This window comes from Sanguibacter sp. A247, from assembly GCF_052324925.1.
In the GTDB taxonomy this organism is placed as follows: domain Bacteria; phylum Actinomycetota; class Actinomycetes; order Actinomycetales; family Cellulomonadaceae; genus Flavimobilis.
Genome location: NZ_JBQPRE010000003.1, coordinates 205,664 through 231,133 on the forward strand (window position 1 = coordinate 205,664; position 25,470 = coordinate 231,133).

Consider the following 25,470-nt stretch of genomic DNA (forward strand, 5'->3'; position numbering starts at 1 on the left):
GGTACTTGCTGGTGCAAGATTACACGATGTCGTGATCCATGTCACAGAACTGCTGCGGACCGGGCGCGGCGGAAGGTCAGCCGACCATCGGAACGTCAGCCGCGAACCGCCAGGTAGGCGTCGACAATCGTGCGCGCGTACAACGCGCCCCCGTCCTTCGTCGGGTGGATGCCGTCAGCCGCGAGGTACTCGCCGTGCGACTTCACAGCCCCGTGCCAGTCGGCGACGCTCACCTGCTCGTGGTCGCGTGCGGCCTTCGCGATGACCGCGTTCGTCGCCTTGATCCAGCTGCGCGACCCGTAGGCATTGACGAAGACGACGCGCCGCTCAGGGCCCACCGCCGCAAGCACGTCGTCCACCGTCGACTGCCGCAGCGTCGTGTTCGTCGCGAGCGCGAGCACGACGACGTCCGGCAGATCACCCTGCGCCTCCAGCTGTGCCAGGATCCCCGGCGCGACGAGCATCGACCGCGACACCGCGGCATCGATCCGAACATCGGGCACGAGCGCGCGCACCTGCTTCGCCGCAGCGAGCGTCACCGAGTCCCCGACGACGACTAGGTCGGCGCCCGTGGGCGCCTCGGCCTTCTCGGCGGGCTCCGGGTCGGGCGACGTGCTCGCGTCGTCGGACGGTGCGGGACTGCTCGAGCCGGTCGGCTCGGCGACGCCAGGCGACGGCGACGCCGTGCCCGTCGGCGCGGACGACGTGTCGCCACCCGACGCGTCGCCACCCGGCGTGTCCGACGGCGCCCCGGGCGTCGACGGCGCGTCCGTCGGCGCGGGCGCCACGGAGAGCTCCTCGTCCAGGCCGGGCCCGTTCTCCTCGATGCCCGCAGCGATCTCTTGCTCGATCGAGGAGACGTGCGGCGCCGTCGCGATCGCAAAGCCCGTGAGCACGAGGCACGCGACGACAGCGCCGCCGAGGATGGGCGCGCGCAGACCGCGTGACGGCGCCTGCGCCGTGGGCCGCAACCACGCAAGAAGCCGCTCGAGGCAGACGAGAATGCCGTCGCGCATGACCGGCCGCTCGACGAATCGGTAGGAGGCCGCCGCCAGCGCGAACGTCACGACGACCGTGACGACCCACACGAGCGCAACGCCCGTGCCCTCGACATACTGCTTCGCGAAGATCTGCGTGAGCAGCACGAAGACGGGCCAGTGCCACAGGTAGAGGCCATAGCTCCGCTCCCCGATCCACCGCAGCGCCGGGTGCTCGAGGGCACGACGCACCGGTGAGTCATGGAGCATCGTCGTCACGAGCAACGCCGCCGCGAGCGACAGCACGAACAGTCCACCTCGGTACGTCACCGGGGAGTCCCACGTGACGAGGGCCGAGAACGCACCGACGACGGCGAGGCAGACGACGGCGATGAGCCCGGGCTGACGGCGCTTGAGCGCCCGCACAAGCCGGGCACCACGTCCCACGGGCGCCATGGCCGCGGGCCACGGCGCCGGGTGGCCCGTCCGCACCGTTCCGAAGTACCAGAACGCGAGCAACGCGCCGAGCATCATGCCGAACACGTGCGTGTCAGTTCCGTAGTAGACCCGGGTCGGGTCCTCGCCGACGCGGAAGACCGTAGCCATGACCACGGCCGAGCCGAGCGCGAGACCACCGGCCACGACGATCCCGACCCGCCGAGCACGCGCGAGCAGCATGATCCCGACGACGACGAACGGCCACACGAGGTAGAACTGCTCCTCGACCGCGAGCGACCACAAGTTGGCGAACACCTGGGGCACGAGCGCCGAGAAGTAGCTGTCCTCCGCTGCGATCGACACCCAGTTGCTCGAGAACGTCATCGCCCCGAAGATCTGCCGGTCAAGATGGACCCTCACATCCCCGCCGATGAGCAACGCCACGGGCGAGCACACAGCGACGACCAGAAGCAGCGCAGGAAGGAGCCTGCGCACGCGCTTCGTCCAGAAGTGCACGAGGTTCACGCGTCCGTCGCGCGCCTTCTCGCGCAGCAGCCCCATCGTGATGAGGAAGCCCGAGATGACGAAGAAGACGTCGACCCCGACGAAGCCGCCGGGAACGACACCGGGCGCGAGGTGGAACGCGAGGACGAGCAAGACCGCGACGGCACGGATGCCGTCAATGCCGGGGATCCGGCGCGGGGTCGGACGACGCTGCACGCCGTCCGCCACACCGGGCTCGGCGTTCCTGGCCGCTGTCACCACGGCGTCGCCGGACTCCCCGTCCGCCTCCGCCGCCGCCTGGACCGCAAGATCTGTCGTCCGTCCTGCCACTGCTCGCACTGCCTCCGTGTGCCCGTTCCGACCCCCTACTGTGCCACGCACCCGACCCCCGCAGGGACATGCGCCGCGCCGGTCACGCAGAGCGTGAGGAGACCCACCCTTCCCCTCTGCAGAAACCGACGCTCGCCCTCACACGAGGTCCACCACGTCCATCTGCAGGCGCACCGCACCCGCCCCGCGCCGCGAGCCGCGTCCCGCCACCGCCCCACGCAGAGCGCGCGCGAGCGCACGCCCCTGAGAGCGCGGCGCACGCACGATCGCACGGACATCTCCGAGCTCACCGCCGAGAACCGCCACGTCATCCTGCGCCGGGGCGATCGGCACAGGCCCCAGCACCGACGACCCGGCGGGCAGCTGAGCCTCGGCCAAGATCGCCTCGACCGCCTGCCGCGGGCCCGTCAACGACCCGACGCGCACCGCAGGCGGCAGGTCCAGCTCGACGCGCTCATCGAGCTCACGCGAGGCGAGGCCCGCAGGATCCCACCGGACGAGCGCCCCGGTCACCACCTCGTCACCGTCGCCCACGATGCCCACGACACCCCCCGCGGAAGCGGGTCGCACCAGGCTGGCCGCCGTCAACCACCGCCGCGCGGCATCCTGCCGCGTGCGCAGCGACGTGCCCGCCGTCGCGACGCCCGCGTCCAGCAGGAGCGCCGCCGCGTAACCGCCCGCCGCGACCGGCTCAGCACCCGGTGTCGCGACCACGAGCGCACTCGCTCCCGAGACGGTCGCGAGCACACCGCCCGCCGACCGCGCCCCCGAGACCCGCACGGGGACGTTCGCGAAGCCCCTCCCCAGCTCTTCGGCCGTCCGCTCCGACCCCACATGGACGGACCTCAGCGTCCCGCCGTGGCACTGCGGGCACGACCACCCCACCGCAAGGCGGCCGCACCACCGGCACTGCGGGGCCGCCGCACCCGAGGCCAGACCCAACGGGCCATGACAGGCACCGCAACGCGCAACCTCACGGCACGTCGCGCACGCAGTCACGGGCACATAGCCCGCGCGGGGCACCTGGACGAGCACCGGGCCGTGGGCGAGCCCTTCGCGCACGAGACGCCACGCGGCAGACGGAATCCGCGCGACGGCCGCCGGCCCTTCGCGCGCGACCTCGAGCCGCGTGAGCGCCCGCACACGCGGCGCTCGCTCCCTCACGACGGCGCGCGCGGATCCGATCTCGTGCGCCCACCCACCGCGCACGAGCGCCTGCGCCTCGATCGACCGCCCGTGCCCCGCGATGAGCAGCGCACACCCCTCGCTCTCCGAGCGCAGCGCAAGAACGTCCCGCACATGGGGGTAGGGCGCACGCTGCTCCGCGTGCAGCGGATCGTCGTCCTCCCACACGACCGCGAGACCAAGATCGGCGAGGGGCGCGAACGCCGCAGCGCGCGTGCCCACGACGATCCGCACATGACCGCGCAGCGCAGCAAGGAACGCCCGGTAGCGCTGGGAGGGCCCGTCCTCAGCCAGCAGGCGGACGTACCCGGGCGCGCGGCCCTCAGCATCCGGAAGCGTCCGGCCCGTCGCCGTCGCATCGCGCGCGCCCACCTCGTCGAGCGCACGACACAGGCGCTCGACATCCCGGGCGTCGGGCAGCACGACGAGGGCTCCCCGTCCGGCGTCACGCACGACGCGCACCGCCCGCGCCAGCATGAGCTCCCAGCCCTCGTCAGCGAGAACCGAACCCCCCTCGGCCCAGCGACCCGGAAGAGCCGACCACACCCCACGGACCGCGGCACCCGCGGCAGCATGGCGGAGGAACGCCTCGCCCCCGGCGAGCGACGCCCACGCGCCCGGCGCGACACGATCGTCCGGGGCGCTCGCGGACGGCGCCGGGTCCTCGGGCCACTCCCCGAGCGCCTCGTCCTCGGTCCGTGCGTGGCGAGGCGGGACTGCGAGACGCACGACGTCGCTCATGGACCCGGCACCGTGCTCGGCGACGGCGCGGCACAGCTGCGCCGAGGCTTCCGGCAGCACGGCCTCGCGCGAGACGAGCCGGCGCAAAGGGCGCAGCGTCCCTTCATGCTCCGTGGTCGCGAGGCGTTCGAGCACGTAGCCGTCGACGTCCTGGGCGCCGAACCGCACCTTGACGCGCACGCCCGGGGCGACCCCGTCCGCCATGGACACGGGAACGAGGTAGTCGAAGGTGTGGTCGAGGCGCAGGACGGGGACCTCGACAACGACGCGCGCGACCGGGAGGTCGTCCGCGGCCGTGACGGCCGCGGCGCCCGGCGCGGTCCGCCGCTTGGGCGCGGGCATGCCCGGAAGCTCCAGCTGGTCGGGCTCCGTGCCCCCGTGCTCGGACGCGGCGGGCGTCGTGCCCGCCGTCCCGGTCATCGTCAGACGGCGGACCGCAGCGCATCCACGCGGTCCGTGCGCTCCCACGTAAAGTCAGGCAGCTCACGACCGAAGTGGCCGTACGCGGCAGTCGCCCGGTAGATCGGACGCAGCAGGTCGAGGTCGCGGACGATCGCGCCGGGGCGCAGGTCGAAGACCTCGTGGATCGCGGCAGTGAGTCGCTGCAGCGGGACCGTCTCGGTTCCGAAGGTCTCGACGTAGACCCCGACGGGGTGGGCGCGGCCGATCGCGTACGCGACCTGAACCTCGCAGCGGTCGGCAAGCCCGGCGGCGACAACGTTCTTCGCCACCCACCGTGTCGCGTAGGCGGCCGACCGGTCGACCTTCGACGGGTCCTTGCCCGAGAAGGCGCCGCCGCCGTGGCGCGCCATGCCGCCGTAGGTGTCGACGATGATCTTGCGGCCCGTGAGGCCGGCATCGCCCATGGGACCGCCGACGACGAAAAGCCCGGTCGGGTTGACGTGGACCGTCGTGCTCCGCGCGTCGAGCTCAAGCTCAGCTGCCTCAAGGACGGGCGCGATGACGAGGTCGCGCACCGCAGCCGTCAGCGCGGCGTGCGTGATGTCCGGGTCGTGCTGGGTCGAGACGACGACCGTGTCGAGGGAGACCGCGCGATCGCCGTCGTAGCCGATCGTCACCTGGGTCTTGCCGTCGGGCCGCAGGCCCGCGACCTCTCCCGACCGGCGCACCGCAGCGAGGCGCTCAGCGAGGCGGTGCGCAAGCCACCCGGGAAGCGGCATGAGCTCAGCCGTGTCGGAGCACGCGTAGCCGAACATCAGGCCCTGGTCACCTGCGCCCTGCAGGTCGAGCGGGTCAACCTCGCCGGACTCGCTCGTCCGCGTCTCTTCGGACGTGTCGACGCCCTGCGCGATGTCGGGCGACTGCTGACCGATCGAGACCGAGACGCCGCACGAGTCACCGTCGAAGCCGATCGCCGAGGACGTGTACCCGATCTCGCGCACCACGGAGCGGATGATCTGCGGGATCTCGACGTAGGCGGACGTCGTCACCTCACCGGCGACGTGCACGAGGCCCGTCGTCACCATCGTCTCGACAGCCACGCGCGCCGTGGTGTCCTGCTCGAGGATCGCGTCAAGGATCGCGTCGGAGATCTGGTCACAGACCTTGTCCGGGTGGCCCTCGGTGACGGACTCGGAGGTGAACAGGCGAAGGTGGTCGGTCATGGTCGCCAAGTCTAGACGTCGACGCACCGCTCACAGCCCCCGGGTCGGGGCATGAGACGGCGCCCATTCGCCTGTGGTCAGGCTGATCCGCTCGGGTGCGGCGACCGCCCCGAGGATGAGCGTGACGGTGCTCACGTCCGCGTCGTGATCGACGCGGACGACGCCCTCGACCGAGCGCTCCGGCGCGAGCGCGACCGCGATCCGCGAGACCGCGTGGTCCCGCTCCCCCGGTGCGCGGATCCCCCGCTGCCCGACGACCTCGCGACGCACCTGGTCCGCCAGGTCGCCCTCACCCGCCTTGACGAGCGACTCCTTGACACCCCACGCCTCGAGAAACGCGCGATCAGGTCGCGAAGACGCCCGGACAAGCTCCGCCTCGGCCGGGCTGAGCACGCGTTCAACGACGCGGCGTGGCACGGGGCGTCCGTCGTTGCGCTCGATGTCGATCCCGCACGGCGCGCCGGCGACGACGACCGCGACAGCGCCTCGCGTGTGCGCCCACGCGATGTGGACGTCGGGCTCGCCCACGACGGTGGGCCGACCGTGGGACTCACCGCACGCGGCGCAGCTCTGCTGGGGCACGAGCGCACCGTCGGGTGTGTCCGTGGCCAGCGCGAGCGCCCGCCGCGCAAGCAGGTGCGCGGCGCGGAAGTCGTGAGCGTCATCGGCGCGCACCATGCGCTGCGCGCGCGCTTCTTCAGCAGCGCTCAGGTGGACGTGCGCGAGCGCGGCGTGCACGTCCCGGCTCGTAGCAACGATGACGAGCGGGCGGACGACGCTCATCTGCGGGCGAGCAGCACAGCGTCCCAGACCGCGTGCGCGACGTCGGCCTTTGACCCCGCTGCGGTCGCCACGGTGGCGCCCTCGCGGTCGAGGATCGTCACGGCGTTCTCGCTCGAGCCGAACGTCACCCCGCCCGAGACGTCGTTCGCGACCAGCAAGTCGGCGCCCTTGCGCACCGCCTTGGCGCGCGCATGGTCAAGCACTGATTTCTGGGCGTCGCCCGTCTCGGCGGCGAAGCCCACGATCGTCTGGTCGCTGCGGGCGCGCTCGCGGACGAGCCCGGCGAGGATGTCGGGATTCTCGACGAGGTGGATCGAGGGCGGCCCGCCACCCTCGGTCTTCTTCATCTTGCTGGCGGCGACCGCCTCAGGCCGGAAGTCGGCGACCGCGGCGGCCATGACGAGGACGTCAGCGACGGCCGCGGCCTCACGCATCGCGGCCTGCATGTCGAGGGCGCTCGGGGCGCTCGTCACTCTCACTCCGGCAGGTGCGGGCACCTCGACGCGTCCGGTCACGAGGTGCACGGACGCACCCCGGGCGTGGGCGGCGCGCGCGAGCTCGACGCCCTGGCGGCCCGAGGAGTGGTTGCTGAGGTAGCGCACGGGATCGATCGCCTCGACCGTGCCGCCAGCGCTCACGACGACCGAGAGGCCGGCGAGGTCGCGGGGCCGGACGAGCCCGAGGGCTGCGTCCGCGATGACGCCGGGCTCAGGCAGGCGCCCGGGGCCGGAGTCGGCGCCCGTGAGACGACCTGAGTCGGGGTCGAGCACCGTGATCCCGCGACTGCGGAGAAGGGCGACATTGGCTTGCGTCGCCGCGTGGTGCCACATCTCGGTGTGCATCGCGGGTGCGAGCAGGACGGGGCACGTCGCCGTGAGCAGGGTCGTCGTCAGCAGGTCGTCAGCGCGGCCGGAGCTCGCGCGAGCGAGAAGGTCGGCCGTGGCCGGCGCGACGACGACGAGGTCGGCCCCACGTCCTAGGCGGACGTGCGCGACCTCGTCGACGTCGTCGAAGATCTCATGCGTTGCGGGCTCACCCGAGAGCGCCTCCCACGTCGCACGCCCCACGAAGTTGAGGCTTGCTTCGGTCGGGATGACGCGCACAGCGTGCCCCGCCTCGGTCAGGAGGCGGAGCAGCAGGGCACTCTTGTAGGCGGCGATGCCGCCACCGACGCCAAGGATGATCCGCACCGCGCGCTCCGTGGAGTAGGTGAGGCGGGGCGTCAGGCCCCGGTGTCCTCGTTCTCGGTCAGTTCGAGAAGGCTCTGGTTGATCTCGCGCATCGCGATCGAGAGCGGCTTCTCCTGAACACGGGTCTCGACCAGGGGGCCGACGTGCTCGAGGAGGCCCTCGGACAGCTGCGAGTAGTACGCGTTGATCTGGCGGGCACGCTTCGCCGAGTAGACGACGAGCGCGTACTTCGAGCTTGCGTGCTCGAGCAGGTCGTCGATGGGCGGGTCGGTGATGCCCGTCGGCTGGGCAACGGTTCCGGACAAGATCGTCTCCGCAACGTTTGATCGGTGGTGGAGGCCCGGCGCGGAGCGCACGGACCGAAGGGTCATCCTATCAGTGTGACGTCGTGGCCCCGGCGACCGGCTCAGCCGGGCGCGGCGCAAGGCCGATGACGCTCACGAGCTCGTCGGTCGCGCGGGCCACCGTGTCGTTGACGATGACGTGGTCGAACTCGGCCTCGGCCGCAAGCTCGACGCGAGCCGTAGCCAGTCGGCGCTCACGCTCTTCAGGGCCTTCGGTGCCACGCCCGACGAGCCTGCGCTCGAGCTCGTCCCAGCTGGGCGGGGCGAGAAACACGAAGCGGGCGCCCGGCATGGACTCACGCACCTGGCGTGCCCCTTGAAGGTCGATCTCGAGCAGGACGGGCACGCCCGTCGCCAGCCGCTCCTCGACAGGGCCGCGCAGCGTCCCGTAGCGGTTCTGGCCGTGCACGACGGCCGTCTCGAGGAACTCCCCCGCGGCCAGTCGCCGATCGAAGTCCTCGGTGCTGAGGAAGCGGTAGTGCACTCCGTCGATCTCACCGGGACGTGGCGTCCGTGTCGTCGCCGACACGGACAGCCACACCTCGGGATAGCGAGTGCGGAGATCCGCCGAGACTGTGCCCTTACCGACCGCCGTTGGTCCAGCGAGAACCGTCAGTCGTGCTGGGACGGGGTCGTGCGGGGCGTCTGGAGCGGAGATGTCAGCCAAACCTCTCGATGAGGGCCCGGGCCTGGTGTGGGCCGAGACCGCGGACACGACGCGACTGCGCGATCCCGACCTCGTCCATGATCACTTGCGCCTTGACCTTGCCAACCCCCGGCAACGACTCGAGCAACGCGGTGACCTTCATCTTGCCGATGATGTCGTCCGTCCTGCCCGTCTCGATGACGGAGGAGAGTGAACCCTGAGAATACTTCAACCTGTTCTTGATCTCGGCGCGCACGCGTCGTGCCTCGGCGGCCTTCTCGAGAGCGGCTGCTCGCTGCTCGGGTGTCAACGGTGGGAGTGCCACGTTCATCACCTTCCTCGCTGGGAGTGGTTACTGTGAACCTAAGCACATCTCCGCTGGTCGGCAACTACTAGACGGAGCATGCGCGTGCCCGGCCGATGCTGCGAGGGGCCCAGCCGCAGGCTGCGGCCCCTCGCACGTGCCGGGTGAATCTGCCGCAGATCAGGCGCGCAGAGCGCGTGCCGCATCGGCTGCGGCCCCCATCGCCGCAGCCCGGAGCGATGCCACGTCCGGCCCCGCGCGCAGCACCCCGCGCGAGGACGACGCGAGAACGGCCCGTCGCGCGTCACCGAACACAGCGCGCAGCTCGTCGGGCCCAGCGCCCTGGGCTCCGACGCCCGGCGCGAGCAGAGGGCCATTGACGGCCATGAGATCCGTCCCCGTCCCCCGTACCGCGTCACCGATCGTCGCGCCCACGACGAGACCCACCGACCCGAGCGGGTTCGCGCCCGCGTTCGCCTCGGCAGCCGCGGCCGCAATCGACGCCGCAACCGTCGCCGTGCCGGCGCCCGCACCGCGGCGCGCATGCTGAACCGACGCACCTTCAGGGTTCGACGTGAGGCACAAGACGAACAGGCCGCGCCCCGTCGCGGCCGCGAGCTCGGCCGCGGGCGCGAGCGAGCCGAAGCCGAGGAACGGCGAGACGGTGAGCGCGTCGCCCGCGAGCGGCGAGCCGTCACGCAGGAACGCATCGGCGTACGCACCCATGGTCGAGCCGATGTCGCCGCGCTTCGCGTCGACGATCGTCAACGTCCCGGTCTCGCGGGCCGCCGCGAGCAGGTCCTCAAGAACCTTGACGCCAGCGGAGCCATGACGTTCGAAGAACGCAGCCTGCGGCTTGATCGCCGCCACCCGTCCCGCGACAGCCTCGAGCACGCGCTGGGAGAACTCAGCGAGCCCCGCGGGGCTGTCGGGCAGCCCCCACGCCTCGAGCAACGAGACGTGGGGGTCGACACCGACGCACAGCGGACCGTGCGCGTCCATCGCCTCGACGAGGCGCGCACCGAACGGAGCACGACTCACGAGACGACCGCCGCGGTCGGGAGGTTGGAGGCCGCGAGAGCCACCATGTGCTCCTGGAGCGAGGTGACCTCGAACGGCCCTTCGAGAATCGCCTCGATCGCCTGGACGGCTGCCGCGAGCTGCTGCGTCGTCGTGACGATCGCGCGGTCCGCGGCCGTCGTCGCAGCACGGATCTCGTAACCGTCGGCACGCGACCCCTGACCCGAGGGTGTGTTGATGACGAGGTCGATCTCGCCCGCGGTGATGAGGTCGACGATCGTCGGCTCCCCCGCGTCGCCGCGACCTTCGGAGTGCTTGCGCACGATGCGGGTCGCGATGCCGTTGCGCTCGAGCACGGTTGCCGTGCCCGACGTCGAGAGGATCTCGAACCCGAGCTCGACGAGCCGCTTGACGGGGAAGACGATGTCCCGCTTGTCGCGGTCAGCGACCGAGACGAAGGCCGTGCCCGAGGTCGGCAGACCACCGAAGGCCGCCGCCTGCGACTTCGCGAACGCAGTCGGGAAGCGCTGCGACAGGCCCATGACCTCGCCCGTCGAGCGCATCTCCGGGCCGAGCACCGTGTCGACCGCGACGCCGTCGGCGGTGCGGAAGCGCTTGAACGGAAGCACAGCCTCCTTGACGGCGATCGGCTGGGAGAGCTCGATGACCGCAGCATCACCCTCGATCGGCAGGATGCCGCTCGCCCGCAGGTCCGCGATCGTCTCGCCCGCCATGACCTTCGCCGCAGCCTTGGCGAGCGAGACACCCGTCGCCTTCGACACGAACGGGACGGTGCGCGACGCACGCGGGTTCGCCTCGAGCACGTAGAGGACGTCGCTCACGAGCGCGTACTGGACGTTGAGCAGTCCGTGAACGCCCACACCGCGAGCGATCGCCTCGGTCGACGTCCGGATGCGGTCGAGCTCGGCCTGGCTGAGCGAGACCGGCGGCAGCACGCACGCCGAGTCGCCCGAGTGGATACCGGCCTCCTCGATGTGCTCCATGACGCCACCGAGGTAGAGCTCCGTCCCGTCGTAGAGCGCATCGACGTCAATCTCGAGCGCGTCGTCGAGGAAGCGGTCGATGAGGATCGGCGCCACACGCTCACCCTGCTCGGCCGCCGAGCCGAGCGCACGCTCGACGTAGCCCGTGAGCTGCTCCTCGGAATACACGATCTCCATGCCACGGCCACCCAGGACGTAGGACGGCCGCACGAGCACGGGGTAGCCGATGCGGGCGGCGATCTGCCGTGCCTGCGGGAGCGTCGTCGCGGTGCCGAACGCGGGGGCCGGAAGCCCGGCCTCCTCGAGGACCCGGCCGAAGACCGCGCGGTCCTCAGCGGCGTCGATCGCCTCGGGCTGCGTGCCGAGGATCGGAAGTCCCGCATCCGCGAGCCGCTGCGCGAGGCTCAGGGGCGTCTGCCCGCCCAGCGTGACGATGATGCCCTTGATCGGCCCGGCGGCGAGCTCGGCCTCGTAGACCTCGAGGACGTCCTCAAACGTCAGCGGCTCGAAGTACAGGCGGTCCGACGTGTCGTAGTCGGTCGAGACCGTCTCCGGGTTGCAGTTCACCATGATGGTCTCGTACTTGTCGGCGAGCGCGAGGGTCGCGTGGACGCACGAGTAGTCGAACTCGATGCCCTGGCCGATGCGGTTCGGGCCCGAGCCGAGGATGATGACCGCCTCGCGCTCGCGCGGCCGAACCTCGGTCTCCTCGTCGTACGTCGAGTAGTGGTACGGCGTCGTGGCAGCGAACTCCGCGGCGCACGTGTCGACCGTCTTGAAGACCGGGCGGACGCCGAGCGCACGCCGGACCTCACGGACCGTCGACTCCCCCGCCGGCCCACGAATTCCGCGGAGCGCCGCGACCTGGACGTCGGAGAGCCCGTGGCGCTTTGCGAGCGCAAGGACGTCGCGCGTGAGCGCGGGAGCTGCGGCGACGTCGGCAGCGATCTCGTTGATGAGCTCGATCTGGTCGAGGAACCACCGGTCGATCTTCGTCGCCTCGAAGACGCGCTCGACACCGGCACCGGCGCGCAGCGCCTGCTGGACCTGGACGAGGCGCTGCTCCGTGGGCCGCGCGATCGTCTCGAGAAGCGCGTCGAGCTCGGCACCAGCGACGGGCTCGCCGTCCCAATGGAACGTCGTGCCGGGCTTGTCGATCGACCGCAGGGCCTTGCCGAGCGCCTCCGTGAAGTTGCGGCCGAGCGCCATCGCCTCACCGACCGACTTCATGGTCGTCGTGAGAGTGTCGTCGGCGGCCGGGAACTTCTCGAACGCGAAGCGCGGAATCTTCACGACGACGTAGTCGAGCGTCGGCTCGAACGACGCGGGCGTCGTGCCCGTGATGTCGTTCGTGATCTCGTCGAGCGTGTAGCCGACCGCGAGCTTCGCCGCGATCTTGGCGATCGGGTAGCCCGTCGCCTTGGACGCGAGCGCCGAGGAACGCGAGACGCGCGGGTTCATCTCGATGACGACGACGCGACCCGTCTCGGGGTGGATCGCAAACTGGATGTTGCAGCCACCGGTGTCGACGCCGACCTCACGGATGATCGCGATGCCGATGTCGCGCAGGTTCTGGAACTCACGGTCCGTGAGCGTGAGCGACGGCGCCACGGTGACCGAGTCGCCGGTGTGCACGCCGACCGGGTCGACGTTCTCGATCGAGCAGATGACGACGACGTTGTCCGCCCGATCGCGCATGAGCTCGAGCTCGAACTCCTTCCAGCCGAGGATCGACTCCTCGAGAAGGACCTCGGTCGTCGGCGAGTAGTGCAAGCCCTGGCCTGCGATACGCCGCAGGTCGACCTCGTCGTACGCGATGCCCGAGCCGAGGCCACCCATCGTGAAGGACGGGCGCACGACGAGCGGGTAGCCGAGGTCCTCGGCAGCCACGAGCGCCTCGTCGATCGTGTGGACGATGTGCGAGCGCGCCGACTCGCCGCCACAGACAGCGACGACGTCGCGGAACTGCTCGCGGTCCTCGCCCTTCTGGATCGCGGGGATGTTCGCACCGATGAGCTCGACGCCGTACTCCTCGAGGACACCCGCCTCGTCAAGAGCGATCGCGGCATTGAGGGCTGTCTGGCCACCGAGCGTCGCAAGGACCGCGTCGGGGCGCTCCTTGGCGATGATCGACGTGAGGACCTCGGTCGTGATCGGCTCGACGTAGGTCGCGTCCGCGAAGCCGGGGTCGGTCATGATCGTGGCAGGGTTGGAGTTGAGGAGGATGACGCGCAGGCCCTCCTCCTTGAGCACGCGGCAGGCCTGCGTACCCGAGTAGTCGAACTCGCAGGCTTGTCCGATGACGATCGGGCCGGAGCCGATGACCAGGACGCTCTGGATGTCGTTGCGACGAGGCACGGGTCAGTTCTCCTTGCTCGCGGCCGGCGCGGAGCCGGACGGGACGGTGGTCGCACGCGCTGCAGCCGAGAGGCCTGCAGCGTTCGATGCGCCTGAGTTCATGAGGTCGATGAAGCGGTCGAAGAGGTAAGAGGCGTCGTGCGGGCCTGCCGCAGCCTCGGGGTGGTACTGAACCGAGAACGCGGGCACGTCGAGGCACTCGAGGCCCTCGACGACGTTGTCGTTGAGGCCGACGTGGCTCACGACGACGCGGCCGTAACGGCCGTCCTCATGCGGCGCGGTCGCGGTCTCACCGATCGGCGCGTCAACCGCGAAGCCGTGGTTGTGCGACGTGATCTCGACCTTGCCCGTCGCGAGATCCATGACGGGCTGGTTGATGCCGCGGTGACCGTAAGCGAGCTTGTAGGTCCCGAAGCCGAGCGCACGCCCGAGGAGCTGGTTGCCGAAGCAGATACCGAAGTACGGCACCTTGGCGTCGAGCACCTCGCGCAGGAGCGCGATCGGCCCGGTGGCCGTCGCGGGGTCGCCGGGGCCGTTGGAGAAGAACACCCCGTCGGGTGAGACCGCCATGAGCTCGTCGAACGTCGTGCCCGCGGGCACGACGTGGACGCGCACGCCGCGCTCAGAGAGACGCTGCGGCGTCATCGACTTGATGCCCAGGTCGAGCGCGACGACGGTCGCGACCGGCTCCTTGCCCGCGAAGGCGCCCGCGGGCTCAACCGTGTACGCGGTGTCGGTCGACACCTCGGCCGCGAGGTCGGCGCCCGTCATCTGGGGGCTCGCGAGGATCTCCTCGACGAGCGAGCCGATGCGGCGCGGGTGGCCGTCGGACAGCAACGAGGCGCCCGAGAAAATGCCACCGCGCATGACGCCGCGCTCCCGCAGGTGGCGCGTGAGGGCTCGCGTGTCGATGTCAGAGATGCCGACGACGCCCTGCTCGGCGAGCTCGACGGAGAGGTCGCCCTCGGAACGCCAGTTGGAGGCGCGCCTGGCCGCGTCGCGGACGACGAAGCCTGCGACCCAGATCTGGACCGACTCCGGGTCTTCGCTGTTGACGCCCGTGTTGCCGATGTGGGGCGCCGTCATGACGACGATCTGGCGGTGGTAGGAGGGATCTGTGAGCGTCTCCTGGTAGCCGGACATGCCGGTGTTGAAGACGATCTCGCCGAGCGTGGTGCCGACCGCGCCGTAGGCGCGCCCGACGAAGGCACATCCGTCCTCAAGGACGAGCACGGCGGCGTCGTCGTTCAGGGGCACGAGGTCAAGGGGCTGGTTCACTGCTGCTCCTTCGGTGCGGGGGCTGAGCTAAAGATCGAACGCACGGCCTCGTCGAGGATCTCGCGTTCGGTTGAGCGGTCGGGGCGGAGCCCCGTGTCGAGAAGGACCTCATGGCCCTCGGCTGCGATGGTCGCCCAGGTGACGACGACGATCGAGGCATCGGCGACGAACTTGCCGACCATGCCCGACGAGCGGGTCACGGCGCGCAGCGCCGTGCCCGGCAGAACGAGATCGGGGGCGCCGTTGCGGGCGATGACGAGCGCGTGCTCGTGGACCGTCACGGTGGCGCGGCCGCGGATGCCGAGGCCGTGCGCGGTCACCCGCTCGAGCCACCTCTCGTGGAACGTCGTCGCGACGTACGCCGCGGCGATCGGTCCAGCGAGAACCGCGCCAAGGTCTGCGGTCGCGTCGGGCAGGACGCCGGCGGCGCTGCCCGTGCGAGCAGTGCTGCGCCGCCAGCCGACGGCCATGCCGACGAGCACCCCCACGACGAGGAAGCCGATGACCGTGAACGTCACCCAGGGAGGAATGCCGATCACCGACCCACCTCCTGGGGGGCGCGGGCACCCGCGGGTGCGAGCGCCTCCCCCTCGAGGACCGTGGCGCGGCCGCGCAGGAAGGTCGCGACGACCTGCCCGGGCAGCTGCCGTCCTGCGAAGGGCGAGTTACGGCTCATCGTGCCGTGCAACGCCGGGTCGACCAGGCGGCGCACGGTGGGGTCGACGAGAGTGACGTTGGCCGGCTCGCCCACGGCGATCGGGCGACCGTGACGGTCATCGACGCGGCCGATACGCGCGGGATTCGTCGACATGACGCGCGCGACGTCGTCCCAACCGAGGCGGCCGGTCTCGACCATCGTCTCGATGACGACAGCGAGGGCCGTCTCGAGACCCGTCATACCGAAGGCTGCAGCATCCCACTCGCAGTCCTTGGCCTCGACCGGGTGCGGGGCGTGGTCGGTCGCGACGATGTCGATCGTCCCGTCGGCCAGACCCGCGCGCACCGCCTCGATGTCCGCGGCGGTGCGCAGCGGCGGGTTGACCTTGAACACGGGGTCGTAGCCACGCGCGAGCTCATCCGTGAGGTAGAGGTGGTGCGGGGTGACCTCGGCGGTCACGGGCAGGCCGCGCGACTTCGCCCAGCGCACGATCTCGACCGAACCTGCCGTCGAGAGGTGGCAGACGTGCAGGCGCGATCCGACGTGCTCGGCGAGGAGGACGTCGCGGGCGATGATCGCCTCTTCCGCGACCGCGGGCCAGCCGCGCAGGCCGATCTCAGCCGAGACGACACCCTCGTGCATCTGTGAGCCCTCGGTGAGGCGCGGCTCCTGCGCGTGCTGCGCGACCACGCCGTCGAACGACTTGACGTACTCGAGCGCGCGGCGCATGAGCACGGGGTCGTGGACGCAGAGACCGTCGTCCGAGAAGACGCGCACGCGCGCCGCAGAAGACGCCATCGCACCCAGCTCGGCGAGCTGCGTCCCGCCGAGTCCCACGGAGACGGCGCCGACCGGGAAGACGTCGACCCAGCCCGCGTCGTGACCAAGGCGCGCAACCTGCTCGACGACACCCGCGGTGTCGGCGACGGGGGTCGTGTTCGCCATCGCGTGGACGGCGGTGAACCCGCCGAGCGCCGCCGCGCGCGTGCCCGTGAGCACCGTCTCGGCATCCTCACGGCCAGGCTCGCGCAGGTGCGTGTGAAGGTCGACGAGGCCGGGCAGGAGCACCTTGCCGGTCGCGTCGATCGTCAGCGCGCCCTCGGGTGCCTCGAGGGTGCCCGCCGGCGCGATCGACGCGATGATCCCGTCCGCGAGGAGAACGTCCTGGGGATCACCCCCGAGGATGCTGGCCGCCGTGAGCAGGACGGGTCGTGCCTGGGCGGTCATGCGAGCTCCTTCGAGGGGACGGGTGCCGCGGTGCCAGAGCCCGCGAGCGTGAGATAGAGGACGGCCATGCGCACCGCGACACCGTTGGAGACCTGCTCGACGATGACGGAGCGGGCCGCGTCGGCGGCGTGCGCGGAGATCTCGAGCCCGCGGTTCATGGGACCGGGGTGCATGATGATCGCGTGCTCGGCCAGGCCCGTGAACCGGCGCTGGTCGAGACCGTAGAGACGCGCGTACTCGAGCGGGCTCGGGAAGTACCCGCCGCCCACCGCGTTCATGCGTTCGCGCTGGACGCGGAGCATCATCACGGCGTCGGGCTGGGTCTCGAGCGTCGCGTCGAGGTCATAGCTCACGTCGCACGGCCAGGCCTCGACGCCCACAGGCACGAGCGTCGGCGGCGCGACCAGGGTGACGTGCGCGCCGAGCGTCGTGAGCAGGCTGACGTTCGAGCGGGCGACGCGGGAGTGCAGGACGTCGCCGACGATCGCGACCTTGAGGCCGGCAAGGTCGCGGCCGACCCCGGCGTGCGCGTCGAAGCCCGCTCCCGAGCCCGCTGCCCCGCGGTCTGCGAGGTGACGGCGGATCGTGAAGGCGTCGAGCAGCGCCTGGGTGGGGTGCTGGTGCGTCCCGTCACCCGCGTTGACGACGGCGGCGTCGACCCACCCCGCGTGCGCGAGCAGATGCGGAGCGCCCGAGGAGTGGTGACGGACGACGATCCCGTCCGCGCCCATCGCCTGCAGGGTGAGCGCAGTGTCCTTGAGGGACTCGCCCTTGGAGACGCTCGAGCCCTTGGCCGAGAAGTTGATGACGTCGGCGCTCAGACGCTTGGCCGCGGTCTCGAACGAGATCCGCGTCCGGGTCGAGTCCTCGAAGAAGAGGTTGACGACGGTGCGCCCCCGCAGGGTCGGGAGCTTCTTGATCTCGCGGGACTGCGTCGCAGCCATCTCGGCGGCCGTGTCGAGCAGGTGGACCGCGTCGGCCAGCGTGAGGTCTGCGGTGTCGAGAAGGTGCCTCATGCGCCGACCTCCCCTGCGGTGATCGTCACGGCGTCGACCCCATCGATCTCGTCGACGAGCACTGCGACGCGCTCGCTCAAGGACGTCGGCAGGTTCTTGCCGACGAAGTCGGGGCGGATCGGCAGCTCGCGGTGCCCACGGTCGACGAGCGTCGCCAACTGAACAGCACGCGGGCGACCCAAGTCCTTGATCGCGTCGAGTGCGGCACGGATCGTGCGGCCCGAGAAGAGGACGTCATCGACGAGGACGACGATCTTGTCGTCGATCCCACCCGCCGGGAGCGTCGTCGTCCCGATCGGCCGAGTCGGATGCCGGTGCAGGTCGTCGCGATACATCGTGATGTCGAGCTCACCGACGAGCGATCCAGCGACGAGCGAGGGCTCGACCGAGGCGAGCCGTTGGGCCAGCCGGTGCGCGAGAGGAAGGCCTCGCGTCGGGATGCCCAGGAGGACGACGTCGTCGCCGCCCTTGTTCCGCTCAAGAATCTCGTGAGCGATCCGGGTCAGGGCCCGGCCGATCTCCGGGGCTCCAAGGACCGTGGTCCCCGAGCCGTCGGGCATGGGTGCGCCAAGCACGTGGCGACCTCCTTCTCCGCCTCGCTGGACGGTCTGTTAAAGGAATGCCTGTCGAACGCCGACTCTACGCCCGCACGAAGTCGGCCCGCGGGATCGTCCACGGAGCGGAAGGCACGTCGCACGAGGCCTGCGTCCCGCTGCGCGGGGTGGTGCGGTGCGGGGTGGCGCTATGCGGGGTGGCGCTGCGCGGGGTGGCGCTATGCGGGTGGCGCTATGCAGGGTGAAGTTGCGCGGGGTGGCGCCGTGCCGCCGCGTCGGGCGCAACGCTGGGTTCTCAGCGCTCGTGCGCGCGGTCGAGCGCAACCTCGAGCTCGTCGAGAATCTCGCGGGCCTCCGCAACGTCCCACTGCGTACCTTGCAGCTCAAACTCGTAGAGCACGGGCCGGCCAGAGATCTTCGCGATCGTGCGCGCGGCTGCCTGGTAGTGACTGCCGAAGTTCCGGTTGCCCGAGCCCATGATGCCGACGAGGCGGCGGCGCGTGAGCGGATCGCGCAGGAAGCGGCGAACCGGCTCCGGGATCGTGTCGTTGTCCGGGTTGCCGGTCTTGTAGGACGGGGTGATGAGCACCCACGGCCCGTCGGGCACGGATCGTCGGACCTCACGGTCGCCGAGGTCGCGCGCCGGGCGGCCCAGCCGCTCGGCGAACTGACGCACCATCCCCGACGAGCTGGACGTGTAATAGATGTCGATCATCATGCCCTCCTCCCCCACCCTCACCCTGGCGACGCGGAACACCCCGGGACAAAGGTCCCGGGCCACCCCGACCCCACCCGATTCCCTGCGTCCACGCACCCCCACGGGGTGCGCAGGCGCAACCAACCCGGCTTGCTTCGCCTAGGTCCGTTCCCCGACGAAGGGGCTCACCAGACAACTGGGACGGCGCGACCCATGGGGCTCCGACTCCCTGCGTCCAGGCACCCCCACGGGGTGCCTGGAAGCAGCCAGCCGGATTCGCGCGGGCCACCAGGCTCGCACACGCCCACCCGGGCCACCCCGACCCGTCCCGATTCCTTGCGACTACGCACCCCCGCTCGGTGCGCACGCGCAACCAACCATGTTCGGGAGCTAGCGCCGGGCTGCACGAAGGCGCACCAGCTCCTTGCGCACCTGCCCGACGAAGCGAGCGGGACGATTGACGAGGTCGTCCCACGTGAAGGTGAGGACGGTGCACCCGGCACCGACGAGTCGATTACGTCGACGGCTGTCGGCGACGATCGTGTGTTGATGCACCGCGACCCCATCGATCTCGATGACCAGGCGCACCTCCGCAAAGAACAGATCGACGACGCCGATGACGCCCTGCGCGTCGTCGATCCGGACGCCAGCTTCCCACCCCGCGATGCCCGCATCGATGAGCAGGCCATGCGCCCGGCGCTCCGCCTCACTCACCGCACCCGTCGCACCCCACGCGAGAATCTCCTTGAGGCGGCGGTTGCCGTGACGACCTGGATGAGTCTCGACATCCTCGCGCAGCCCCTCAAGCGAGAGGCCGTTGCGCGTCGTCACCCACGCCCAGAGATTCTCCGAGTCTCGTCGCGGAAGTTCGGCGAGCGCTTGGACATAGGCACGTCTCGCGGAGACCACACTCCAGCTCGATGTCCGCAGCACCTCATCAGGCGGAACGTCAATGAAGCGTGGTCGCAGGCCGCGAAACGTGCGCGTCGTCGGGACGCCCCCTGCGACGTCAATGACCTTCGGGAGCGGAATGGGTGCGCCATGAAACGCGGCGGCGGCCGGGCCGACGACGATGCCGTGCGGCCACGTCAGGAGCGCAGCGCCCACAAGCATGGCCCCGTTGACCGGATCGTCGCGGTGCCGGTAGGCCGCGCCCGCGACATGGATCCACGTTCCGGACGCGACCCGGCGGCGGACCTGGCCCCGTGATGCGCCAGCGTCGGCCGCCTGGGCGCGGGTGAAAACGCGACCGGTCATCACCGCGACTCGGGGAACCCACTGAAGATCATCTGAAGCGCGCATTCCCGCATCGTCGCGAGACACGTCGCTGAGCGCGAGACGTCAGAGCAATCTGTGCACAACCCCGCACGGGCTGGTTGCGCGTAGGCACCCCGCAGGGGTGCGTGGGCGCAACCAGGCCGGAAGCGGAGCCGGGGCGCACGCTGCGCGGGCGAGGGCCGGGCGAGGGCCGCGCGAGCCGCGCCCGGGGCGCGCAGCGCGAGACCGCACGGGCTGGTTGCGCGTAGGCACCCCGCAGGGGTGCGTGGGCGCAACCAGGCCGGAGGAGGCGCCGGGGCGCAAGCGGGCCGGACTGGAGTCTCGCCCGGACTCGGGCTACGGCTGCTTGCGGGCGAGGATATCGTCGCGGACCACGCGGCGCAGGACCTTGCCGATCTGCGACCTCGGCAGCTCCGTGACGATCTCGAGCTGCTTCGGCAGGGCGTAGCGCGCAAGCTTTTCCTCGCCCCACGCGCGCACCTGCTCAAGGTCGATCGCGGACGCCACGTCGGTCGCGAGCACGATCGCCGCGACGACGCGCTCACCTAGGTCCCCTCCGGGAACACCCACGACCGCCACGTCCTCGATGCCCGGCATCTCACGCAGGCGGTCCTCCACCTGCGACGGGTACACCTTGAACCCGCCGGAGATGATCATCTCCTTCATGCGGTCGACGAGCTTGACGAAGCCGTCGGGCTGGACCACGACCACGTCGCCCGTGCGCACCCACGTGCGGCCGTCGATCTCGACGAGACTGTCGGCGGTCTCTTCAGGCCTGTTCCAGTAGCCCTGGAAGACCTGCGGGCCAGCGATGAGCAGCTCGCCGCGCTCACCTGCCGGCACGAGCACCGTGGGGTCTTCCTGGTCGGTCACGCGGATATACGTCGAAGGGAAGGGCACGCCGAGCATCCCGGGCTGGCGCTCCTCGGAGCACGGGGAGCCCAGGGCGACCGGCGACGTCTCCGTCATGCCGTACCCCTCGATCGCATACCCGCCCGTCGCCGACTCCCAGGCCGCGGCCACGTCCGACGGCAGCGGCATGGCGCCGCAGATCGCGAACTGGAACGACGACAGGTCGACGTCCGCGGCGGGAGCCGCCTTCGCGACACGGTCGAGCATGGGCGGCACCGCCGGAAGGACCGTGCCCGGCACACGCTTCTGCGCCGCAAGGAACTGCGCGACGTCGAACTTCGGCATGAGGACGAGCGTCGCGCCGATCCGCAAGGCGTACGACAGGCAGAGGGTGAGACCAAAGGCGTGGAAGAACGGCAGGACGCCGTAGACCACGTCGTCGGCGATCCCGCGGGTCGGGCCGCCTTCGATGTCGCGGCCGAGCTGCGTCCACTCCTGCCCCTGGATCGCGTTGGTGACGAGGTTGCGGTGCGTGAGCATCGCGGCCTTCGGAACGCCCGTCGTCCCGCCCGTGTACTGCAGGAGCGCGAGGTCAGACGACTGGGGGCTCGGGTAGCTGGCGGGCACGGGCCGCGCGTCGGCGAGGAGTTCCTCCCAGCGCGGCGTTCCCGCCGGGACGTTGCCGCGCATCTGGCCGCGCAGCGCGCGGGCGGCCGCGACGGGCAGCTTGAGTGCGAGTCGCTTGGCGCCCGGCAGGTCTCGCGTGAGGTCGACCGCGACGACGGTCTCGACACCGGACGCGGCCTGGACCGAGAGGAGACGGGCGGCCGTGGGCTCCCAGGCGATCGCAACCTTGGCGCCCGCGTCAGCGATCTGGTGCGCGAGCTCGTCGCGCGTGTACGTCGGGTTGCACTCGACGACGACGCCGCCGACGCGCAGGACCGCGTAGAACGCGACGACGTGCGTCGGGCAGTTGGGCAGCGCGATCGCGACACGGTCCCCGGGCGCGACGCCGAGCCTCGTGAGAATGCCCGCCGCCTGGGCGACCTCGGTCGCGAGCTGGCGGTACGTCGTGCGTCGTCCCAGGAAGTCGAGCGCGATGCGGTCCGGGAACGCGGCTGCGTTGCGCTCGATCACTGCGTGAAGTGGCTCGTCGGGCACCTCGACGTCAGCAGCGACGCCGGGTGCGTAAGAGGCGAGCCAGGGACGGTCGGCAAGATCCATGCCTCAAGGCTAACCTACGCATCCGTAGGTTACGGACGCGCGGGCGTGAAAAACGCGATCCCGCACCCCCGGCGAGGGGTGCGGGACCGCGTCCGGACCACAGTGACCTCAGCGCCCGAGGGTCGCCTTGAGGTCCATGATGCGCGCGAGCAGACCGTTGACGAACCCCGGCGATTCGTCGGTCGACAGGCCCGAGGCAAGCTCGACGGCCTCGTCGATCGCGACGGCATCGGGCACGTCGTCGTTGTAGACGATCTCCCACGTCGCAAGTCGCAGGATCGCGCGGTCGACCGCAGGCATGCGGTCGAGCGTCCAGCCGTTCGAGTACGTCTCGAGGACCTCATCGATGCGAGCCGCGTTCGCGTCGTACCCCTCGACGAGCTCGCACGCATACTGCGGCAGCGCCGCTTCCGTCCCGGGGGACGTGATGCGATCGGCAAGCATCGTCAGGGGTGCGACATCGCGCTGCTCGGCCTCGAAGAGGACGTCGACGGCCCGCTTGCGGGCCTTGCTCCGGGCTGCCACGTCAGTCGGTCACACGGCCCAGGTAGGACCCGTCACGCGTGTCGACCTTGACCTTGGTGCCCTGCTCGAGGAACAGCGGAACCTGGATCTCGGCGCCCGTCTCGAGCGTCGCGGGCTTCGTGCCACCCGTCGAGCGGTCACCCTGCAGGCCCGGCTCGGTGTACGTGATCTCGAGCACGACGGAGGCGGGAAGCTCGATGTACAGCGGAGTGCCGTCGTTCTGCGCGACGAGGACCGACTGGTTCTCCAGCATGTAGTTGACAGCGTCACCGACGACGGTGGCCGACACGGGCACCTGGTCATAGGTGTCGGTGTCCATGAAGATGAAGTCGTCGCCGTCCTTGTACAGGTACTGGTAGTTGCGCTTGTCGACGTTCGCGGTCTCGATCTTGAGGCCAGCATTGAAGGTCTTGTCGACGGTCTTGCCCGTGACGACGTTCTTGATCTTCGTGCGGACGAACGCGCCGCCCTTGCCAGGCTTGACGTGCTGGAACTCGATGACGGTCCAGAGCTGGCCGTCGATTCGGAGCACGGTGCCGTTCTTGATGTCGTTCGTGGTCGCCACGGTTCAACTTCCTCTTGGGGGCCTCAAGTGTCGGTGTGCGGGCGGCCGGTGCGCCCCGAAGGGCGTTGGCCGAGACGGAGCCGCCGCAGGGGCGGCAGCCGCCGCAACTGGTCGAGTATACCGATCCGGCCCGCACGTCGCTGCCGAGGGCGCGGGTGGTGTGCGCCACCACGCGCGGTGCCGGGTGTCAGTCCGCGGCGAGCGCCGAGATCGCGAGCCGGTAGGAGTCGAGGCCGAAGCCCGCGATCGTCCCCGTCGCGACGGGGCCGATGACCGACAGGTGCCGGAAGGCCTCGCGCGCGTAGGGGTTGGAGATGTGCACCTCGATGAGCCGCAGCCCGACGTCGGTCACCTGCGCCGCAGCGTCACGCATCGCATACGAGTAGTGGGTGAACGCCGCGGGGTTGATGACGACGTCCGAGCGGGTGTCGACGGCCTCGTGGAGCCAGGCGACGATCTGCGACTCGTCATCGGTCTGACGGACGTCGGCCTCACGACCGTGCGCGGCGGCCCAGCGTTCGCACGCGGCCCGCAGGTCGTCGAGCGTCGCGTGACCGTAGACCTCGGGCTCACGCACGCCGAGGCGACCGAGGTTGGGACCGTTGAGGACCAGGACGCGCGTCATGCGGCGAGCGTAGCGAATCCCACCGGGCACCCGCGGCACGTCCCGCCCTGCGGTCGCGTCGGGCCGCGGACGGGAGTGCCGACGGCCCCCCGGTAGGTGCACTCCCGTACGTGGTCTCCACACACTTGAGCCCGCGGGCTCGCCCGCCGCGCCCACGGGCGCGCGCGTGGCTAGGCTCGCGCTGCCGCAGGGGTTGTGAGGCCCGACGCGGACGACGACGCCCGCACTCGAGAGGTCCCCGATGACTGCCACGTTCCGCGCCCCCGCTCGCTTCGGCGCCGCCCTTCTCGTCACGCTCGGGCTGACGCTCACGACCGCGTGCACGAGCGGTCCGGCGCCCGGGCCATCGCCCACGCCGACGGGGACGGTGTCGCTCGCACCGACGGTCAACGAGCTGCGCGGCCCGGACGGGACGCCCCTCGTCGCGACGACGGTCGACATCGCGACGGCCCAGCCGGCAGCCGAGGGCACGCAGTACTCGGTCGTCGCGGAGACCCCGCCGCTGACGGAGCAGGGCGATCCTGCGACCGCGTTCGGTGTGCAGCCCGACGGGACGGCGCTCCTCGCGGGCATTCCCGCCGACTTCGTGGCGAAGGACGCGACCCTCACGGGCGAAGCGACGTTCGGCGGGTACCTCGAGGGGACACTCACGGAGCTCACGCGCGCGAAGGCGCTTCCTGTTGGAGCATCCTCGACGGACGACGTCACGGTGTGGGTCGAGTCCCTCACGGGCGATGTGGCGAACGGCCGTTGGCGGATCCGCGCAGTCGAGGCCGGGGGTGCGGTGACGACGCTCGCCGAGTCGAAGGACCTCGGGGTTCCCGGCAATGTGCACGCGGCGATCGCGACGCCCCGCCCCGTCGTCCACGACGACCGCGTCTACTTCAACGCTGCGTACGTCGAGCAGGACGGGACGAGCCGCGTCCAGGTGCTGTCGGTTCCGGTCGCGGGTGGCAGTGTGCGCGTCGAGGTCAAGGGCGCGACGACACCTGTCGTGTTCGACGGAGGCGTCGCCGTGCTCCGCCTGGGTGACGGGCTCACGCCCGACGGCGCGCAGAACCCGCTCGACACCGTGGGGGTCGCCGTCCTGCTCGATGGCCGCTACCAGGAGATCGTGTCGGTGGGCGCGTCGGGCAACCCCGGCGCGCAGGGGACGATCTCGGACCTCGCCGGAGGCGGCGACACCCTGTCGTTCGCACGGCAGGGGGTGCTGTACGTGGTGGACGCTCGTGCGGGCACGGCGGTCGCGGTTGCTGCGCCGTCGGACACGACGTTCGTGGGCGTCGCGCAGTGCGGGTCGCGTCTCACGTGGTCGGCGCTCGGCCCGGAGGCAGGACAGTTCGTCTACGACGTCGACGACGGCGCGCTGTGGCGTGTTGCGGACGCGGCAGTGACAGGACGTTCGTTCTGCGCTGGTGACCTGCTCGCCTGGGACCACACGGACAACTGGTCGGAGAAGCACACCGTGACCCTCGTGACGCGCTGGGAGTGATACCAGCTCTGACGAGCGGGAGCCCGGCAC

22 protein-coding genes are annotated in these 25,470 nt (G+C 70.8%); 1 reads left to right on the forward strand and 21 read right to left on the reverse strand.

Annotation, left to right across the window (positions count from 1 at the left end; genetic code table 11):
* Window positions 1-95: 95 nt before the first annotated feature.
* The 21 genes from ACTVCO_RS09155 to aroQ form a co-directional block, all read right to left on the reverse strand.
* Window positions 96-2,249, reverse strand: a complete 2,154-nt coding sequence (locus ACTVCO_RS09155; protein ID WP_443728115.1) for an acyltransferase family protein — start codon at window positions 2,247-2,249, stop codon at window positions 96-98.
* Window positions 2,250-2,387: 138 nt separating this feature from the next.
* Entirely contained in the window at window positions 2,388-4,595 is a 2,208-nt protein-coding gene (locus tag ACTVCO_RS09160; RefSeq protein WP_443728116.1) for a primosomal protein N', read from the reverse strand.
* 2 nt (window positions 4,596-4,597) lie between these two features.
* Window positions 4,598-5,800 carry a methionine adenosyltransferase gene (metK, locus tag ACTVCO_RS09165; RefSeq protein WP_443728117.1) on the reverse strand — a complete coding sequence of 401 codons (1,203 nt, stop codon included), beginning with the start codon at window positions 5,798-5,800 and terminating at the stop codon, window positions 4,598-4,600.
* Window positions 5,801-5,830: 30 nt separating this feature from the next.
* On the reverse strand, window positions 5,831-6,583 hold the full coding sequence (locus ACTVCO_RS09170; RefSeq protein WP_443728118.1) for a 4'-phosphopantetheinyl transferase family protein: 753 nt from the start codon (window positions 6,581-6,583) through the stop codon (window positions 5,831-5,833).
* Window positions 6,580-7,773: a bifunctional phosphopantothenoylcysteine decarboxylase/phosphopantothenate--cysteine ligase CoaBC gene (gene coaBC, locus ACTVCO_RS09175; RefSeq protein WP_443728119.1), complete on the reverse strand. Its 1,194-nt coding sequence runs from the start codon at window positions 7,771-7,773 to the stop codon at window positions 6,580-6,582. Before coaBC ends, ACTVCO_RS09170 begins: the two co-directional genes overlap by 4 nt.
* Window positions 7,774-7,805: 32 nt before the next feature.
* A complete protein-coding gene (rpoZ, locus tag ACTVCO_RS09180) occupies window positions 7,806-8,078 on the reverse strand; it encodes a DNA-directed RNA polymerase subunit omega (RefSeq protein ID WP_443728306.1) in 273 nt (90 codons plus the stop codon).
* A 70-nt stretch (window positions 8,079-8,148) separates the two neighbouring features.
* Window positions 8,149-8,784 carry a guanylate kinase gene (gene gmk / locus ACTVCO_RS09185; protein WP_443728120.1) on the reverse strand — a complete coding sequence of 212 codons (636 nt, stop codon included), beginning with the start codon at window positions 8,782-8,784 and terminating at the stop codon, window positions 8,149-8,151.
* Window positions 8,777-9,088, reverse strand: a complete 312-nt coding sequence (gene mihF, locus ACTVCO_RS09190) for an integration host factor, actinobacterial type (protein WP_443728121.1) — start codon at window positions 9,086-9,088, stop codon at window positions 8,777-8,779. Before mihF ends, gmk begins: the two co-directional genes overlap by 8 nt.
* A 159-nt stretch (window positions 9,089-9,247) precedes the next feature.
* The gene (gene pyrF / locus ACTVCO_RS09195; RefSeq protein ID WP_443728122.1) at window positions 9,248-10,108 is read right to left on the reverse strand and encodes an orotidine-5'-phosphate decarboxylase; all 861 of its coding nucleotides are present in this window, start codon (window positions 10,106-10,108) and stop codon (window positions 9,248-9,250) included.
* Window positions 10,105-13,449: a carbamoyl-phosphate synthase large subunit gene (gene carB / locus ACTVCO_RS09200; RefSeq protein ID WP_443728123.1), complete on the reverse strand. Its 3,345-nt coding sequence runs from the start codon at window positions 13,447-13,449 to the stop codon at window positions 10,105-10,107. Before carB ends, pyrF begins: the two co-directional genes overlap by 4 nt.
* A gap of 3 nt (window positions 13,450-13,452) precedes the next feature.
* A complete protein-coding gene (gene carA / locus ACTVCO_RS09205) occupies window positions 13,453-14,727 on the reverse strand; it encodes a glutamine-hydrolyzing carbamoyl-phosphate synthase small subunit (RefSeq protein WP_443728124.1) in 1,275 nt (424 codons plus the stop codon).
* Window positions 14,724-15,266, reverse strand: a complete 543-nt coding sequence (locus ACTVCO_RS09210) for a PH-like domain-containing protein (RefSeq protein WP_443728125.1) — start codon at window positions 15,264-15,266, stop codon at window positions 14,724-14,726. Before ACTVCO_RS09210 ends, carA begins: the two co-directional genes overlap by 4 nt.
* A complete protein-coding gene (locus tag ACTVCO_RS09215) occupies window positions 15,263-16,612 on the reverse strand; it encodes a dihydroorotase (protein ID WP_443728126.1) in 1,350 nt (449 codons plus the stop codon). The genes ACTVCO_RS09210 and ACTVCO_RS09215 overlap by 4 nt, the downstream gene beginning before the upstream one ends.
* Window positions 16,609-17,628 (reverse strand): aspartate carbamoyltransferase catalytic subunit, encoded by a 1,020-nt coding sequence (locus ACTVCO_RS09220; RefSeq protein WP_443728127.1) that lies wholly within the window; start codon window positions 17,626-17,628, stop codon window positions 16,609-16,611. Before ACTVCO_RS09220 ends, ACTVCO_RS09215 begins: the two co-directional genes overlap by 4 nt.
* Window positions 17,625-18,188 carry a bifunctional pyr operon transcriptional regulator/uracil phosphoribosyltransferase PyrR gene (pyrR, locus tag ACTVCO_RS09225; RefSeq protein WP_443728307.1) on the reverse strand — a complete coding sequence of 188 codons (564 nt, stop codon included), beginning with the start codon at window positions 18,186-18,188 and terminating at the stop codon, window positions 17,625-17,627. The genes ACTVCO_RS09220 and pyrR overlap by 4 nt, the downstream gene beginning before the upstream one ends.
* A 289-nt stretch (window positions 18,189-18,477) precedes the next feature.
* Entirely contained in the window at window positions 18,478-18,900 is a 423-nt protein-coding gene (nrdI, locus tag ACTVCO_RS09230) for a class Ib ribonucleoside-diphosphate reductase assembly flavoprotein NrdI (protein WP_443728128.1), read from the reverse strand.
* A gap of 369 nt (window positions 18,901-19,269) precedes the next feature.
* Window positions 19,270-20,136 (reverse strand): DUF559 domain-containing protein, encoded by an 867-nt coding sequence (locus tag ACTVCO_RS09235; protein ID WP_443728129.1) that lies wholly within the window; start codon window positions 20,134-20,136, stop codon window positions 19,270-19,272.
* 357 nt (window positions 20,137-20,493) lie between these two features.
* Entirely contained in the window at window positions 20,494-22,233 is a 1,740-nt protein-coding gene (locus ACTVCO_RS09240; RefSeq protein ID WP_443728130.1) for an AMP-binding protein, read from the reverse strand.
* A gap of 108 nt (window positions 22,234-22,341) precedes the next feature.
* Window positions 22,342-22,758 (reverse strand): transcription antitermination factor NusB, encoded by a 417-nt coding sequence (nusB, locus tag ACTVCO_RS09245; RefSeq protein WP_443728131.1) that lies wholly within the window; start codon window positions 22,756-22,758, stop codon window positions 22,342-22,344.
* Between the two features lies 1 nt (window position 22,759).
* Window positions 22,760-23,323, reverse strand: coding sequence for an elongation factor P (gene efp, locus ACTVCO_RS09250; protein WP_443728132.1), 564 nt, complete (start codon window positions 23,321-23,323; stop codon window positions 22,760-22,762).
* Window positions 23,324-23,510: 187 nt separating this feature from the next.
* Window positions 23,511-23,948 carry a type II 3-dehydroquinate dehydratase gene (aroQ, locus tag ACTVCO_RS09255; RefSeq protein WP_443728133.1) on the reverse strand — a complete coding sequence of 146 codons (438 nt, stop codon included), beginning with the start codon at window positions 23,946-23,948 and terminating at the stop codon, window positions 23,511-23,513.
* A 241-nt stretch (window positions 23,949-24,189) separates the two neighbouring features.
* Here aroQ and ACTVCO_RS09260 point away from each other — a divergent pair, with 241 nt between their 5' ends.
* A complete protein-coding gene (locus ACTVCO_RS09260; protein WP_443728134.1) occupies window positions 24,190-25,440 on the forward strand; it encodes a hypothetical protein in 1,251 nt (416 codons plus the stop codon).
* Window positions 25,441-25,470 lie beyond the last annotated feature (30 nt).

What these genes read in the sequence shown, in the direction of transcription:
- ACTVCO_RS09240 (WP_443728130.1), bottom strand. Translation starts at nt 22,233, where the DNA reads ATGGATCTTGCCGACCGTCCCTGGCTCGCCTCTTACGCACCCGGCGTC.
- ACTVCO_RS09160 (WP_443728116.1), bottom strand. Translation starts at nt 4,595, where the DNA reads ATGACCGGGACGGCGGGCACGACGCCCGCCGCGTCCGAGCACGGGGGC.
- metK (WP_443728117.1), bottom strand. Translation starts at nt 5,800, where the DNA reads ATGACCGACCACCTTCGCCTGTTCACCTCCGAGTCCGTCACCGAGGGC.
- nrdI (WP_443728128.1), bottom strand. Translation starts at nt 18,900, where the DNA reads ATGATGATCGACATCTATTACACGTCCAGCTCGTCGGGGATGGTGCGT.
- ACTVCO_RS09235 (WP_443728129.1), bottom strand. Translation starts at nt 20,136, where the DNA reads ATGACCGGTCGCGTTTTCACCCGCGCCCAGGCGGCCGACGCTGGCGCA.
- ACTVCO_RS09220 (WP_443728127.1), bottom strand. Translation starts at nt 17,628, where the DNA reads ATGAGGCACCTTCTCGACACCGCAGACCTCACGCTGGCCGACGCGGTC.
- ACTVCO_RS09260 (WP_443728134.1), top strand. Translation starts at nt 24,190, where the DNA reads ATGACTGCCACGTTCCGCGCCCCCGCTCGCTTCGGCGCCGCCCTTCTC.
- aroQ (WP_443728133.1), bottom strand. Translation starts at nt 23,948, where the DNA reads ATGACGCGCGTCCTGGTCCTCAACGGTCCCAACCTCGGTCGCCTCGGC.
- pyrR (WP_443728307.1), bottom strand. Translation starts at nt 18,188, where the DNA reads ATGCCCGACGGCTCGGGGACCACGGTCCTTGGAGCCCCGGAGATCGGC.
- ACTVCO_RS09215 (WP_443728126.1), bottom strand. Translation starts at nt 16,612, where the DNA reads ATGACCGCCCAGGCACGACCCGTCCTGCTCACGGCGGCCAGCATCCTC.
- ACTVCO_RS09170 (WP_443728118.1), bottom strand. Translation starts at nt 6,583, where the DNA reads ATGAGCGTCGTCCGCCCGCTCGTCATCGTTGCTACGAGCCGGGACGTG.